Below are 16213 nucleotides of genomic sequence, written 5' to 3'. Positions count from 1 at the left end.
CCGACCATTTATATTCCGGCTGATTTATTTTTCTTTTCCATCCCATGCAAATTCGCATGGTGTTCCCCTGGTAGCGGGGGAATAGCCACATTCATCATCATGTTTATGGACGCACTTGAGCACTTCCGTATAGCAATCGTCTGTGTTCTCGTGACTGCAGGCTGTTCCTGTTGTTCCTTCAGAGTAGCCGCATTCATCGTCATGCTCCGGCTGATGTTCACACAAATTACTTGTGCTTACGATTATGCTGCTTCCTGTTTGTGTGCCGGCTGCGGCAGCTACCGATTGAGAGCAGAGCGAAAACAGCATGGTTCCGCAAAGCAGCGAAAGAAGCGTTCCACCAGCCCTGCCGCCATTGCGCTTATGCGGTTCCTGTGATAACTGCTCATCTGTCATTTTCTGTTCTGCCATATTCTTCCCTTTCCACCACGTCGGTTAAAGCGGGACCCTCGATCAGGCGGTCCAGCACGCTGCCCAGTTCCTTTAAAGATCGGATGTAGCTTCGACGCGCCGCATCCAGGTCACTCAGGTCTACGCTGCTCGCTATAGTTGCAATACCGAAATCCGTTTCCAATACCAGGGAAAAGATCTTTCCCTCCCAGCAAAAACTCAAGATCTGCCCTTCCACATCCCGATCAAACTTCGTCAAAAAATCGATGAACCGCGGGGTAAGACGACACGCGGCATCCTGCTTGCTGTTTGCCGTGACGCAGAATCTGCAGTCAAAGATATTATTGCCCGTCAATACACCGCATGGACTATCCTCCGTCCGCACATTAGCAAGAACGGGCGAGGGAACCGGAACCCATGTCCTGCAGCGAAGGACGATGCCCTTAAAGACCATTTTCCTGCAGGTTTCATAGCCATCGTGCGAACATCCTCTCTGGTACACATGATCCAGCTGTACATTAGCGGCAGAAAAATGTATGCCACCATGATCGCCCTCGTGGAAGTTCTCCACGGTGCACTCCTCCCATTTGCCGTCCAGCAGATGATGCGCCCTCATGAACGGTTCATCAATGCGCATTTCCTGGGTGTGGATATCCGGCCCAAAAGCCTTTTCCCACTCTGCGCGGAAAAAGTCTCCCATCTGCTCCTGCATCAGGACTTTCAGTTTTTTCTGTGCCCCACCGCTGAAAAAGTATGCGCAGAAAATGCCGCCAAAAAACAGCACTGCCACAAGGAGCGATTTGAGTGCCTTATTCTGCAACACAAAATAGAAAATGGCACCGCTCACTGCGCCAACCACTCCCACCCAGAACCAGATGACGGACATTGCCTGATAATGTCCCAGCTTTTTTGACAGCTCTGCATCTGTCATCTTTATCGGTTTGGAGGAAACGGAAGCTCTATTTTTTTTCTTCATAAAACTCCCCCCTTAATCACAAAGGCTGAAATACAGACTGCTGTACGGTTCTAAGGTATCAAGATCCAGAACACAGGCTTCCGGAAAAATGCTGTCCAGCTGCATCTTTCTGGCACTTTCCTGGTAAGTATCTGGTTCCGCCTGAGCCGCGAACACAAGGCCATCGTAGTCGGCCGGCATATAGACGGAATAACTCTTAGTCAGGACCGCACCCCAGTCACCTACCTGGAAATTCCAGTCTGTGGAATAGGTGAATTCGATCAGATAGCTGTTTCCTCTCCAGCTGACGGTGTGAAGATAATAGTTGTCGCCGCGACTGCTGTTGTTAAACGTTGATCCCGCTGTCAGCCACATGCCTGTATAGGCATCGTACAGTTCGCTGGACACAACGACCGTCCCATTCGCAGCAGTTGAAATTGCACTTTCCGGAATATAGCAGATCGCGTCAAAATGCAGATCACGGATGCCGTCATGGATATCATCCGCCTTTTTCGTAACTTCCCAATAGCAGTCACTCCGGCGGTAGCCATTGCCTTCCCCGGAATAGCTGCTTGCGCCATTTGCTAACAGGAATGTACCAAGTTCCACTTCGGCATTCATTTCCAGGCCATTTCTGGTAAAATAAGGCACGCTGGACTGGATCGCTTCTACCGGGAACAGACTTCCGCCATTGGTAAGATCCATCAGATCGCCACTGACCGTAAAATCAAGCTGTAAGGTGTCACCGCTTCCATCAAAGTGAAGCGTAATTCCGTTTTCTTCCACCCAAAGCGTACCCGATTCAATCACATCATCCTGGTCATTTACAAATTCCCAGGTGGAATCATCGTGGATGCGCAGCCAGCGGTTCTCCCCCTGATATTCCCAGAGACCCACATAGTCTTCCAGGTTCATAGCCGGATCCGTTTCCTCAGCAGTATCCTGGTCTTCCTCCCCGATCGTAATGGTGGAAAGATTATCTCCATATTCATCAATAAAGCTGACCAGAACATCACTTTGCCCATCGTGGGTAATCGTTCCGCTGCCGGCCACCACACCGCTGGTCCGCCAGTCATCACCCGCCACGTTGCCGGAAGCACCGCAGGCCACTAGGCTAAGACCAAGCACTACAGGCACAGTAAGGAAAAATCGCTTTATCTGTCGTTTCTTCATACTCTGCTCCTCCTTTCCATCACTCCATCCGGTAATAAGCGCCTTCATCTCCCCATATGAGCATATCGCTGTCAAAGTCGAATACCTTGTAGGATACGCCATCATATACGGTAGAATCCGCATAATAGGTACTTGTTTCATCCGTGGAATAAGTGAATATGCCATGATCCATTTCTGCAGCCTCAGCACCCGGAGTGCGCTGGTAATAACTCCAGTCTCCATTTCCATCAATCACGACATACATCTCTGCCGAGAGATCGCCGTCATAATACCAGACGCCCTCAAATTCAGAAACATTCCGCTGGCAAAGATCCGAATCCCAGCTCCAGTAGGAATCCGGATGTGCGTTCTGATTTCCACTTCCACCCGATCCGTTTTCCACATAGGCAACCGGCTCATCATCTTCCGTAAACTCTCCTCCATCTTTATACCAGAGATACTCCATACCCTCGCCCGGGTTAAAGTAACCATAGGCTGCGCTGTAAAGCTGCCCTTCTTCCATAGCGATCCGGCTGCCGGAGTCATCCCGGTTGCTGTAGGCATAAATAGCTTCCCACTCCGGCTCATAACGAAGATACCCTTCATCCATGACCTCTCCGCTTAAGTAAAGGGTCCAGTTCCCCTCGCTATCAAACTCCATGTAATCGTAATCGTTGTTCGCTTCTCCCAGCCAGATACCCTCAAAGCCGCTGAAATCATTTACTGTGTCCTCATTCAGATCACCGCCCAGGCCATCGTTCGGATCATTCTGCAGATCCTCATCTTCCTCATCCTGAATGCTTTCATTTGCGTCATCCGGTAATGCAGTTGCCTCCTGTGTGCTGCCGCAGGCCATACACATCAAACTGATCATCAATAATATTCCCGCCAGAACATACGGCATTTTTTTCTTCATGTGTCACCCCTCCCTAATTTTCATCACTCAGATACAGCTGCGAAAAAATACTTTGGTAAATCTCATCCATATCTTCTTCCGTATCCACCGCCTCACAGAACCCGTAAAGATAGGTATAACGGTCCGTATCCATAGCAAATACCGTCCATTTCCGGGTATCCTCATTCTCACCTGCGATATACGTTACGATATACACCGGGTATGTTAAGTTCTCGGTATATTCCTCATTTTCTTCTGCAGATAACAGTTCATAGGTATCCGTATCACTTAAGGCAAAAGCGCAGGCTGTCAGATAATCTTCCAGATCCTGGACCTCCGGAACGAACCGGGTCGGCTCTACCGTATTTACCACAAGGATCTGGCCATCCTGCGTGAAATCCTCATAGCGGTATGTTCCATCTTCATTATTTTCCGTGCGAAGGTTTTGCATGTTGGTAAAGGGCAGCGCTCCTCCCATCAAAACAGGAATGCGTTAACTCGGGATCAGATCGTCGCAGTATCAGGATCATAGTTCGGATTGACCGGCTTTTCATCCTCGCCGTAAAACTGAACCTGAAAACCTCTGCCCAGTTCTGCCATCGTATATTTTCCCAGATCGATCTTAGCGCTTTCGCCCTCAGCCAGTGCTGTTTTCAGACGGTTTTCTCCCCAGTCTTTCCCATCCGTTTCTCTAATACGGATGTCTTCTCCCGTTAAACTCGATCATGGGTCTGCCGTCCACTTCTGAAAACTCTCCGCGGCCGCCAAGGCCATTACATCCGCGATAGATATAATAGCCGCCGCTGCTGTCAAAATACAGCTTTGTGGTTCCGGCAATGCTCCAGGTACCATCAAGGGAAGCCATATCTGTGACCGGCTCCAAGCCGTCCGGTAAAGCGGAGCCGAAGGATCTTGTATCAACCAAGCTGCTTCAGGCTGCCAGATACAGACACAGGAGCAAGGCCGGAACAGGAAGCAAATATATTTTCTTTTTTAAGGCCATCTCTTTCTGCTGGTCATTCACTTCTTTCATAGTATTCATTTGTATATCCCCAGTACATAGCTCCCGGTTCCGCTAAGGTGATCGGATAAAACACATCGTCAAACTGCTCAGAAACGGCAAAGTACTGATCATCGCCCCGCTCATTTACCTGGAGTATTCCTGAATCCACTTCAGCCGGATCCCCGTCACCATCCGGGCGCTCTGAAAGGCTCCAACTGCCATCCTTTTCGATCTCGATCACACTGGCCGCATCTGCCTCTCCATCTAAAAACCAGACCCCGGCCAATTCCTCACAGTCACTTTCACTTACATCTCTCCCCAGAGGTTTCTTGGTAAACACACCGAAGGAGTCGATATGAAGTGCCCCATCCTCATCCCGCCAGACATGATGAGCCCAACCATCATGTTCATTGTAGAAATAGTCTGCTTCATACTCCGGCACAAGCTGGATATAACCGCTGGCCATCAGGTTGTCATCCTCGTCGTACCATTCAAAGCGGTCTTCCCCACTGCCGTTTAAACCCACGATCAGTTCGCTGTCATCTTCGCCGATCCAGGTACCCCAGTACATGTCATAAACTGCCGTGATATCCGGATCCTTCACCATTCCTTCAAAAGACTCCGGAGCACTGTTTTCAGTCTCTTCGTAGTCTTCCTGGTCATCGCTGCTGCCTTCGCTTTCAGCCCCTCCACCGCAGGCAGCAAGGCCCAGACACACTGCCAGTGTGATTACGGGAAATAACTTACTTTTCCATTTTTTCATCCTGCATTCCTCCCTTTTCGCAAAGCTGCGTTAGTGTTCCTGTTCTGCCATGGACAATATTTCATCGTGGCTCAGCTCCACATCTCCGAAGCGGACAAAGATACCGTTGGTCACAGCACTACTCCACACGTTCTTATCCGCAAGCGAAAGAAAACGGATCTTATCCAGATAAGGCTTCATGTCCAGCAAAAGCCGGCTTCCCGATACAAAATCGACCTGCAAAATATAATCGGGCAGCGTTGTAACATCCTTTAGATATCTCCGTTTCAAGAGTACCCTCCTTTCTGCCGTGTCATAAAGATATTAAAAAAGCCACCGTACTGATATTGTACGGTGGATCATATGGGATAACCATTAACTAAAGGTTAGGGATTTGGTAAGAACAGCTCTACAAGCTGACTCCTTTTTGTTCTGGTATCGCCCTCAATATGAAGTTTGGAATAAATCTGATTTATGTACTGCTGCTGATGGCAGGACGGCTCATCTGGCTGCTGGCACTGCGGGAGATGGGCCGCAGGCTCTCCTGCAGTCTTTCCGATATGTATATGGTATTCAGATTCCATTTTGTTTTTGGCATATGCACACCCCCATTTTTATTTCATCGTCTTATTTATTCTTTTTTACTGTGTCCAAAAACAACTGGTGGATACGGTCATCTTCATCCAGTTCCGGATGAAAGGACATTCCAATCTGATTTTTATACTGTACAGCTACAATATTTCCATCTGCTTTTGCAAGCACTTTTACGCCTTCCTCTGCTTTTTCCACAAAAGGCGCCCGGATAAAGGTCATAGGCACTTTTCTAATGCCTTCAAATTCTTCTGTTGTGTGAAAGCTGCCAAGCTGTCTTCCATAAGCATTTCTTCTTACGGAAACAGGAAGTGTAGCAAAATAACGGTGGTCATCATTGGTAAGGTCTTTTGCCAGAAGGATCAGTCCTGCACAGGTGGCAAGTACCGGCATCCCCGCTTCTATTTTTTCTTTTAAAGCATCAAACATGCCAAGTTCTTTTAACAGCTTTCCCTGAACCGTACTCTCACCGCCGGGAAGTACCAGACCGTCAAAATCCTCTTCCAGGTTTTCTTTTTTTCGCAGTTCGATACACTGGGCTCCCAGCTTTTCAAGCTTTTTCTCATGCTCAATGAAAGCGCCCTGAACTGCTAAAACGGCTATCTTCATCTCATTTTCCTCTTTCTGCCATTAAAAGCTTGATCTCCTGCTCATTGATGCCTACCATGGCTTCTCCTAAGTCCTCAGAAAGCTCTGCTAACATCTTCTGGTCTGTATAATTGGTAACTGCCTTTACAATGGCTGCTGCACGCTTCTTTGGATCTCCTGATTTAAAGATACCGGAACCTACAAATACGCCTTCTGCTCCTAACTGCATCATAAGAGCTGCGTCTGCAGGTGTTGCAACACCGCCTGCTGCAAAGTTTACAACTGGAAGACGGCCGTTTTTATGTACATATTCTACCAGGTCATAAGGCACTCTTAATACTTTTGCCTCTTCAAACAGTTCATCTTCTCTCATGGATACGATCTTTGCGATCTCCTGGTTCATCATGCGCATATGACGTACTGCCTGGACAACATCACCGGTTCCAGGTTCGCCCTTTGTACGGATCATGGAAGCGCCTTCATTAATTCTTCTTAATGCTTCTCCTAAGTCCTTTGCGCCGCATACAAACGGAACTTTGAATTTTCTCTTATCAATATGGAATACTTCATCTGCAGGGGATAATACTTCACTTTCATCAATGTAGTCGATCTCAATGGCTTCTAAAATCTGTGCCTCTACAAAATGTCCGATACGGCATTTTGCCATAACCGGAATGGAAACTGCCTCCTGAATGCCCTTGATCATCTTCGGGTCACTCATACGGGATACGCCGCCTGCTGCGCGGATATCTGCAGGAATACGCTCTAAAGCCATAACCGCACATGCGCCTGCTTCTTCTGCGATCTTTGCCTGCTCCGGTGTGGTAACGTCCATGATCACGCCGCCCTTTAGCATCTGTGCCAGCTGCTTATTTAATTCGTATCTCTCTGTATTTGTATTCATCTTTCAAACCTCCTGGTCTTATCTGATATATTTTTAAAATATTTTATTGATTGGCCCGAAACGTTTTGGATTGACTAGAGTATAACGTATATGTGGACTTTTTATAATAGCCAATTATCATATTTTTAACCAGTCCAGTTTGCGTATAAATTAAGCTGCATCTACCGGTTGTTCAGTAAATACAGCTTGGGATATTTGTTATTATTTTTCTTTATTGGATACGTTTATTCTTCTGCAAGAGCAGCCACTTTATCACTGTTCCACTGGATCACATCATATGCTTCACCAATGTTTAACATATGGTCACCAATACGCTCATAGTCTGTAAGCATTTCAGAATACAGGATAGAGGACTCTACATTACAGTGGCCTTCGCGCATACGGTCGATCTGGTTCTGACGGAAGTTGTCGGTGATATCATCGATCTTCTGCTCGATCGCCTGGATCTTCTCCAGGGTAAAGTCACTGTCTCCGGCTGCTGCCTTTCTCAGAAGCTCCATACCTAATGCACAGCTTTCGTCCATGACTTTAAATTCATTTTTTGCATAATCAGAGAAGTTCAGGTTCTTTTCCTGAATGGTCTGGGCATATTCTGCCAGGTTCATTGCATGATCGCCAATTCGCTCGATATTTCCTAAAATACTGTACATCTTATTTAATGCTTCAATATCCTGAGGTGTCTGGTCTAAAACAAGAACCTTGGAAATCTTCTTTGACAGACGTACATTGGAAAGATCGATCTCCTCTTCTCTGTCTGCGATCTCCTGGATACCATTTTCACCCGGTCCCTGTTCCATGGCCTTAAAGCTGTCAGAAACATTGGAAGCAGCTATAGCCAGCATATCCCGGATCTCTTCATGGATCTGGCTGATGGCAATGGTAGAAACACCCAGATGATGCTTGGAAGCCATCAGGCCTTCAAACCACTGGTCTGCATCCATCACATGCTTTACCTGGGTATCCGGAAGGATCTGCTTTGCAATATTTACTAACATCGGCCCAAATGGGAATAATATTACAGTTGTGGCAATATTAAAGATGGTATGCACATTTGCGATCTGTGCAGCAGGATTTGCCGGGTTAGTGGTAATCATCCAGTCTACGAATGGTGTTACCATACACAGTACCACAAAGATAACTGTACCGACTACGTTGAACATCAGATGGATGGCTGTAGTACGTTTTGCATTTCTGTTGGTTCCCACAGAAGCCAGAACAGCAGTGATACAAGTACCGATATTCTGACCGAACAGTACGAACACAGCGCTGTGAAGGCCTATCACGCCGCTTACAGCCAGTGCCTGTAAGATGCCGATAGAAGCTGCGGAAGACTGGATCACTGCAGTAAACAGCGCACCTGCCATAACACCTAACAGCGGGTTTTTAAAGCTGGTCATCAGCTGGATAAATTCCGGTTCATCACGAAGAGGAAGCATTGCATCGCTCATCATTCCCATACCGATGAAGATAACGCCTACTCCGGCAACAATGCCGCCGATGTGCTGCAGCTTTTTATTCTTTACAAAAACCACCAGTACAACACCGATAAATGCAATCAGCGGTGCTAAAGCGCCTACGTCCAAAGCGATCAGCTGTCCGGTAATGGTGGTACCGATATTAGCACCCATAATGATCCACACAGCCTGGTTAAGTGACATAAGACCTGAGTTTACAAAGCCTACGGTCATAACCGTTGTAGCTGAAGATGACTGGATCAGTGCTGTGATGCCTGCGCCTACCAGGATTCCCATAAAGCGGTTGGTGGTCAGCTTTTCCAGGATCTGCTTCATCTTGTTTCCGGCAGCTGCTTCCAGATTGTTGCTCATCATCTGCATTCCATACAGGAACAGCGCCAGACCTCCCAGAAGGCCCAAAAGCAATTCAACTCCCATTTTTTACTCCTTTTTCCTAAGGAACAGGGTATTTTAAATATTATCTATATATTGATAATATACGTTTTTTCCTGTTCTTTACTTGATTTTTACTTTGAGTTTACACTTGCTCATTATACGGGATATTTTCTCAGTCGTCAATACGGATTGTTGGACGGTTATGTAAAGTTCAGGTAAATTGTTTGTAAAATTACGCTATATTATCCATATATCGATAATATATTTTAACAGTTTTGAAGCAAAAAAAGACCGCCCCGAACAGGGCGGTGGGGTGCATATGGTCCACTCACAGTCACGCGCTGACGCGCTCCGCTGCCTGCTGGCGCAGGCGGGCCATTCGTTAAGGGCAGAAGAAAAACAAATGACCGCCCCGAAAACGGGACAGTCGCTTGTTTTTCTCTTCTGCCCTTACATCAGAGACAGATATAAGTTCTTAATATCCTCAAAGGTCGGATCCTTTGGATTGCCTGGACGGCACGCATCATCCATTGCGGACTGTGCAAGGAAGTCTACATCTTCTGCCTTAACGATAGCCTTTAAGTCAGCTGGGATACCAACATCAGCGGACAGCTTCTTAACTGCATCTACAGCTGCCTTGCGGTATTCTTCCTGGCTCATGTTCTCTACGCCTTCAACGCCCATTGCGATAGCGATATCTTTGTACTTGGTTCCTGTGCATGGTGCGTTGTATTCCATAACAGTTGGAAGCAGGATTGCATTTGCAACACCATGAGGAGTATCATAAACAGCACCTAAAGCATGTGCCATGGAATGAACAATTCCTAAACCTACGTTGGAGAAGCCCATACCTGCGATGTACTGTCCTAAAGCCATTCCTTCACGGCCTTCTTTTGTATTCTCGCAAGCGCCTCTTAAGTTCTTGGAGATCAGCTCGATTGCCTTTAAGTGGAACATATCGGTCATTTCCCATGCGCCCTTGGTGATGTATCCTTCGATTGCATGTGTTAAAGCGTCCATACCGGTAGATGCGGTCAGTCCCTTTGGCATAGAGGACATCATATCCGGGTCAACAACTGCGATTACAGGGATATCGTGTGTATCTACACAAACGAATTTACGTTTCTTTTCTACGTCAGTGATAACGTAGTTGATAGTAACTTCTGCTGCGGTTCCTGCTGTAGTTGGAACTGCGATGATCGGGATAGATGGCTTCTTGGTTGGAGCTACGCCTTCCAGGCTTCTTACATCTTCAAATTCTGGGTTAGCAATGATGATGCCGATTGCCTTTGCTGTATCCATAGAAGAACCACCGCCGATAGCGATCAGATAATCAGCACCAGATTTCTTAAATGCAGCTACACCGGTCTGTACGTTCTCGATGGTTGGGTTTGGTTTAATATTGGAGTAGATCTCATAAGCAAGACCTGCATTGTCCAGTACATCAGTCACTTTCTTTGTTACGCCAAATTTGATCAGATCTGGATCTGAACATACGAAAGCCTTCTTGAAAGCTCTTGTTTTTGCTTCGTTAGCGATCTCAGCGATAGCGCCTGCGCCATGATAAGAAGTTTCATTTAATACAATTCTGTTTGCCATGATACATTCTCCTTTTTTATGAAAATATACTCTCTGGATACAAAATCCGGAGCAGTTTTGTGTTTCATGTTGTTTTCCTTTGTTTCGTTAATATTATAACAACACTTTAACAAAAATAAAAGTGACAAACTTACTTGTCTGTCACTTTTTGAGAATGTTTTTTGTTTTATATAAGTTTTATTATAAAAATCACACATAAATGATCACGTATACATTCTTATATTGTCCGTATATCGATATTATCGTTTTGTGTTATATATAACAAAGTTTTCCGTTTTTACAGCAGTTTCAGCTCATCAAATACAGCAGCCAGTCTTGGAGGCATAGCTTCCACCAGCTTCTTTGACATTTTCGCCGGTGAGTCTTTCATTCCTGTAAGGACCCATTTTACTGTCATATACACAGAGCCCCTGCAGTACATTTCCAAAAGGAACTGCAGATCTTCTCCCAAGGGTCTGCTGGTCTTTCGTCCGATCAGATCCTGATAAAACTGTAAGATCAGTTCAAAATCATGTTCTTTTAAGGAGTTGCGGTCGTCACTGCGGAATGCCTCTGTAAAGAACACTTTTTCATCGACGATAAATTCAAATTTCTGTGTCAGGCTTTCTCCTACTGTATGTCCCATGCCGATCTGCTCAAAGGACTGGAGCACCAGTTTGTCAAAATACCAGTTGATCAGGTCATATTTATCTAAAAAATTCCGGTAAAAGGTCTGTCTGGCAACGCCGCAGCCTTCCACAATATTTTTTACAGTTATCTTATCCACCGGCATCTGCTTCATGCATTCTTTCATGGATGCTGCCAGTTTGTATTTCGTTTTTTCCTGCTTTCCTGCCGGTTCCATGTTTTCCTCCCACTATACAGCTATGTGATCTGCCCACGGACAGAATTTCATCACAAGGCCCCCGGCATGCCATTTCACATACCGAGGGTCTGTATTTTTTCCAACCCTTATTTCTATCATACCAGAAACATGGGGCTGTGACTATCTGTTTTTCAACTATCTGTTCTTGAAAATAGAGATGATGGCCTGCCACATCTGTACCAGAACATTCCACATTCTCTTTAACGGGCCTTCATTTGCCTTCTCTGTTTCTGCATCGGTTTCCTTATGGTTTTCATCATCCAGACTGATCTCATCTGTACGAAGGACTACCTGTAAGGTCTTAGGGGCCGGGTTCTTATCAGAAGTAAAGGAAACCTTATCTTCTGACGGATCAATGAACAGGAAGCGGTTATCGGTGTCGAATTTATCCAGCTGCTCATCCATAACATCTTTCATGGTACGGCCTGCTGTTCTCACACCTGTAGTACTGTCTAAGATGCTGAGGCTCTTATCAAGCAGTTCCATACTGCCTCTTAAACTGTTCTTTGCTGCCTCATCCATATCACCGCTGGTTGCCTTTAATGTGTTCTGCACAATGGTCATAGTGCTGACACCTTTGTTCATGGCATCTGTGGTGCGGTCTACCAGCTCAGAAAGATCATCCAGAGAGGCCTGCAGATCCGGATAATACATATCCAGGGAGTCATGAAGAGCTGTCAGATCTTCGATCATCATGTCCATGCTGTCTGTCAGGTCTGCACCATATTCTGCTGCATCTCCTACATTGTCCATCAGGTTAGATGCAACCTGGGTAAATTCACGGCTGTCCTTATCGATCTTTGTTAACATCTGATAAAGGGTCACAAGATCCACACTGGATGAAGCTGCTACCAGAGGCACATCATGTTTTTCAATATGCGCCCGGCTGAGTGTCTGTGTATCACTGGTATCTGCTGCATCTGCGCTGTCTGTATCATCTGTTGTGTCTGTGGCATCTGAACCACCTGCAACATCTGCTGTATCCGAACTGCTATTTGCCTCTGCTGTATTTTCCCCTGTATCAGAAACATTATCTGTGGCATCAGAAACAGCTTCGCTGCTCTTATCTTCTTTTGCTGCATCTGCGCTGCTGCCTGTCTTTGTACCGGCATCCTGATCATCCACTGTACTTCTTGTATCATTCAGAGCTTCGTCATACAGATCCAGTGCTTCTGCATCATAGTCCTGAAGGTCTTCGATCAGTCCCGGAAGCGCCTCCAAAATAGTAGTGGTCTGTACCTGGAACTGGGCATTGTTCTGGATCAGCCATGCCATATCTTCTCTTACATCATTTAACTGTTCCCCTAAAGACTGGGAAGTGGTGCTGATATTGCGCAGACGGTTATACATCTTGCGCAGAGGTTCCTGCATATCTCCCATGGTATTTACAATATCACCCATGCTGTTATGCACGGTCTCTGCCGCATCCTTAGCAGTCTGCAAATGTGGGACCAGAGTTTCCAGCTGCTGTGACAGCGCTGTCAGTGACTCCAGAGTCTGATCATTTCCAGCTAAAATACTGTCTTTATTGGCACTCCATTTCTGTCTTGCGCTTTCAGCAGAAGAAACGCCGGACTGTACCTGGTTGATGCCGTCACGCATGGACTCCACTGATTTAGCCATCTGCTCCAGACTGTCATATAAAGCATCTCCTGCGTCTTTCCATGTATCCTTTGCTTCTTTCAGGTCCTTAATATGGTTCAGGTCATCAATAGTGCCAGGTGCCATTGCCATGATCACACCGGTAGTTTCAAAACTGTCTGTACCAATACGGACAGTATAATCTCCTTCTTCCCCCGGAAGGGCGGAAAATACAGCTGCTGTTGTGGATCCAAGGCTCTGGATCTGGGCGCCATCTGCGTCTACACTGTAGCATTTAGACATATCTACAGGAACTGTCACCATTAACATCATGTTGTTACGGTAATACAGATCAGCATTATCATTTGGCGTAGCCTTCACATTGATCTCGATCAGGCCGTTTGCACCTGCCAGTTTGTCACCATCTGTTGGAACACCGTTTAACTTATAGGACACATCAAAATCCCATGGAAGTACCACCTGTTCATTGTCCATGGTACACTTATAATAAAAACGGCCCTTCTGACCTTCCGGCAGGTTCCAGGTTACACTTCCATCTCCTAAAACCGGAGCATCACTGGTACTCATATTTTCTACATTGATGTAATTTCCATAATCAGTGATCTCACCAAGGCCATTTAAATTTACCCCTTTTACTACGTTTACCTTTGTTGTTTTTCCGTAGTAATCCAGGTTCACATACATGGTCTCATCTATATCTGCACCTGCCGGTGCGCCATATACAGGAACGCTGCCTGCTGATGTGCAAAGCAATGCTGCCGTTAAAACAGAAGCTGTCACTCTTTTTCTAAATCTCATTTCCATCTACCTCCGCTGTCTGACTGCCTCTTCTTGCCAGGGCTGCTGACGCTTTTTTCTTAACTGCCCCAATTCCGGATTTTACTAAGGCTTTCCGCTTTTCATGTCTTCGTTTTAAATACTTCTTAAAGCGGTCCATTTCATTACTTGTGATTATACCGTCACAGAGGACTAGCAGTGCCGGCAAAATAGTAAGTACCAGACACACACTAAACAGTGCGCCTCTTCCGATCAGATGTCCCAGTCCGCCTATAGCCGCCGTACTGGAGATCATATATACAATGTAACCTGCCAGTATCAGGATAGTTCCCGAAGTAAATACTGAGGAACAGGACATGGCCAGTGCCTCCACCACAGCTTCCTTCTTCTTCATGGTCTTTCTGCAGGCCATATAGTTATTAGTAAGCAGGATCGAATAGTCTACTGTAGCCCCCAGCTGGATACTGCTTACGATAATATAGCCCATATAAACCAGCGTCTCGCCAACCAGATAAGGCACAGCCATATTGATATAAATAGCTGCCTCAATAGGGATCATAACAATGATGGGCACCAGTACAGACTGGAAACTGAACATGACTACCACAAATACACTGATCAGGGACAGCACATTAACTCTTGCATTATCCGCTGTGATCGTAGTCTTAATATCTTGCGTAGAAGGAGTTTCACCTGCCACATAAGAGTCTTCCGGGTAATATTTCTTCACAATATCACGGATATCATTGGTATACTCAAAAGCCTTGTCACTTTCTGACTTGGTCCTTATGTAGATCAGCATACGGCTTGTGGTATCTGTATGCAGCTGGCTGGTAATGGAATAAGGGAGAAAATCTTCCGGTACACCTTCCGGCAGTGTATTTGCCATGGATGTTACGCTTTTTACATATTCCAGATTTTCGATCTCATCAGACATTGCCTTTTCTGTAATAGCTGATGTATTTGGATAAATGGCAACCAGCATATTGCTGCGGCCAAATTTCTCATTGATGGCCTGCTCATCTGCATAGACCTGGGTTCCTTCGCTGACACCTACTGCACTGTTTCCGAATAAGAAACTGTTCATTCCCTGGGCAGTATAAGCAAAAGGAACTACCAGGATCATGATCACCAGTGCAATATTACGGATCTTGTAAATGCCTCTTCCCATTTTATGGAAATCCGGCAGGAACGGACGATGTGCCGTCTTTTCATTCCATTTCGCAAAGCGGAAGATCATGGCCGGCATGAAAAGTACAACTGTTAAAAGACTGAATACAATTCCTTTTGCCAGTACCAGACCCATATCAAAACCAATACTGAATTTCATGAACATCAGGGCCACGAAACCTGCTATAGTAGTAAGGCTGCTGGCGAAAATAGAATTAATGGCCGCATCTACCGCATCTACCATGGCTTCTTCATCAGAAAGCCCTTTTTTCTTTTCTCTGGTAAATGCATCTAACAGGAAAATGGAGTAGTCCATGGAAGTTGCCAGCTGCAGCACCATTGCCACATTGTTGGTCAAGAAGGACACTCTTCCTATGAAAATGTTAGTACCACGGTTTAACAGGATGGCTACACCCATGACAAGAAGAAACAGGAATGGCTCGGACCAGGCAGTAGTCGTAATACATAAGATCGTAAAAATCATAATAATTGCTACTGTTAAGATCAACTGCATCTCACTTGCCAGATTTTCCTGTAAAGACTTGTTCTGTACTGCCATTCCTGTAAAACAGCCTTTATCTCCTGCAATGGCTTTTAATTCATCAATGGCTGCGGAAGTGCTTTTTGCTGTATTTCCTTCTTTAAAGGTCACATCCATTACCGCATATCCATCTTTATAATAATCTTCGATGTCTTCTTTATGGATAAAATCTTCGCCAGAGTAAATATTAACAGTACTGTCACACCACAGGATCTGATCCACCCCGTCTACATCTTCCATTCTGTCTTTGTATTGCTTGGCTTCATACAATGTCACATCTTTTAGCATAATACGGGCTGTTCCTGGATAGCCAAACTCATCTTCCATCTTATTTAAACCGATACCTGACTGTGCGGTATCCGGAAGATATTCCGTCAGATCGTAATTAACTTCCACAAATAGCATGGCAACTGCACAGAATATGCAGGCTGCAATAAAAACTGATACGATCCAGTTCTGTTTTTCAATAATAAACCGGGCCAGCTTAATGGACGGCTTTTCACCGGAAGCTTTTTCCTTTTTCCCACGCTTCTTTAAGGGTTCTAACTTGAATTTCTTTTCCATGATCCTAACTCCTCACATAGATATG

The 16213-nt window shown here is 45.7% G+C and carries 16 protein-coding genes; all 16 read right to left on the bottom strand.

Annotated features, from left to right (window positions below; genetic code table 11):
* Positions 1-24: 24 nt before the first annotated feature.
* Complete coding sequence (locus tag DW251_RS07495; RefSeq protein WP_118300617.1) at positions 25-411, bottom strand: hypothetical protein; 387 nt, start codon at positions 409-411, stop codon at positions 25-27.
* Positions 386-1366, bottom strand: coding sequence for a DUF3137 domain-containing protein (locus DW251_RS07490; protein WP_118300616.1), 981 nt, complete (start codon positions 1364-1366; stop codon positions 386-388). Before DW251_RS07490 ends, DW251_RS07495 begins: the two co-directional genes overlap by 26 nt.
* A 12-nt stretch (positions 1367-1378) precedes the next feature.
* Complete coding sequence (locus tag DW251_RS07485; RefSeq protein WP_118300615.1) at positions 1379-2518, bottom strand: hypothetical protein; 1140 nt, start codon at positions 2516-2518, stop codon at positions 1379-1381.
* A 19-nt stretch (positions 2519-2537) separates the two neighbouring features.
* The gene (locus DW251_RS07480) at positions 2538-3413 is read right to left on the bottom strand and encodes a hypothetical protein (RefSeq protein WP_118300614.1); all 876 of its coding nucleotides are present in this window, start codon (positions 3411-3413) and stop codon (positions 2538-2540) included.
* 13 nt (positions 3414-3426) lie between these two features.
* A complete protein-coding gene (locus tag DW251_RS07475) occupies positions 3427-3870 on the bottom strand; it encodes a hypothetical protein (RefSeq protein ID WP_147352221.1) in 444 nt (147 codons plus the stop codon).
* Between the two features lie 213 nt (positions 3871-4083).
* On the bottom strand, positions 4084-4317 hold the full coding sequence (locus DW251_RS17795) for a hypothetical protein (RefSeq protein ID WP_147352220.1): 234 nt from the start codon (positions 4315-4317) through the stop codon (positions 4084-4086).
* A gap of 91 nt (positions 4318-4408) precedes the next feature.
* The gene (locus tag DW251_RS07470; RefSeq protein ID WP_118300612.1) at positions 4409-5158 is read right to left on the bottom strand and encodes a hypothetical protein; all 750 of its coding nucleotides are present in this window, start codon (positions 5156-5158) and stop codon (positions 4409-4411) included.
* A gap of 30 nt (positions 5159-5188) precedes the next feature.
* Positions 5189-5428: a DUF2442 domain-containing protein gene (locus DW251_RS07465; RefSeq protein WP_021870864.1), complete on the bottom strand. Its 240-nt coding sequence runs from the start codon at positions 5426-5428 to the stop codon at positions 5189-5191.
* A gap of 181 nt (positions 5429-5609) precedes the next feature.
* The gene (locus DW251_RS18480) at positions 5610-5735 is read right to left on the bottom strand and encodes a hypothetical protein (protein ID WP_279217524.1); all 126 of its coding nucleotides are present in this window, start codon (positions 5733-5735) and stop codon (positions 5610-5612) included.
* A 29-nt stretch (positions 5736-5764) separates the two neighbouring features.
* Positions 5765-6337 (bottom strand): pyridoxal 5'-phosphate synthase glutaminase subunit PdxT, encoded by a 573-nt coding sequence (pdxT, locus tag DW251_RS07460; protein ID WP_118300611.1) that lies wholly within the window; start codon positions 6335-6337, stop codon positions 5765-5767.
* 1 nt (position 6338) lies between these two features.
* The gene (gene pdxS, locus DW251_RS07455) at positions 6339-7220 is read right to left on the bottom strand and encodes a pyridoxal 5'-phosphate synthase lyase subunit PdxS (protein ID WP_021870862.1); all 882 of its coding nucleotides are present in this window, start codon (positions 7218-7220) and stop codon (positions 6339-6341) included.
* 224 nt (positions 7221-7444) lie between these two features.
* The gene (locus tag DW251_RS07450; protein WP_118300610.1) at positions 7445-9112 is read right to left on the bottom strand and encodes a Na/Pi cotransporter family protein; all 1668 of its coding nucleotides are present in this window, start codon (positions 9110-9112) and stop codon (positions 7445-7447) included.
* 408 nt (positions 9113-9520) lie between these two features.
* Positions 9521-10669: a lactaldehyde reductase gene (gene fucO / locus DW251_RS07445; protein ID WP_118300609.1), complete on the bottom strand. Its 1149-nt coding sequence runs from the start codon at positions 10667-10669 to the stop codon at positions 9521-9523.
* 277 nt (positions 10670-10946) lie between these two features.
* Complete coding sequence (locus DW251_RS07440; RefSeq protein ID WP_021870859.1) at positions 10947-11513, bottom strand: TetR/AcrR family transcriptional regulator C-terminal domain-containing protein; 567 nt, start codon at positions 11511-11513, stop codon at positions 10947-10949.
* Between the two features lie 156 nt (positions 11514-11669).
* The gene (locus DW251_RS07435; protein WP_347474629.1) at positions 11670-13934 is read right to left on the bottom strand and encodes a methyl-accepting chemotaxis protein; all 2265 of its coding nucleotides are present in this window, start codon (positions 13932-13934) and stop codon (positions 11670-11672) included.
* The gene (locus DW251_RS07430) at positions 13924-16188 is read right to left on the bottom strand and encodes an MMPL family transporter (RefSeq protein WP_118300607.1); all 2265 of its coding nucleotides are present in this window, start codon (positions 16186-16188) and stop codon (positions 13924-13926) included. Before DW251_RS07430 ends, DW251_RS07435 begins: the two co-directional genes overlap by 11 nt.
* Positions 16189-16213: the final 25 nt, after the last annotated feature.

Source organism: Clostridium sp. AM22-11AC (assembly GCF_003473545.1).
Taxonomy (GTDB): domain Bacteria; phylum Bacillota; class Clostridia; order Lachnospirales; family Lachnospiraceae; genus Enterocloster.
This window is presented reverse-complemented; position numbering and strand designations above follow the sequence as displayed.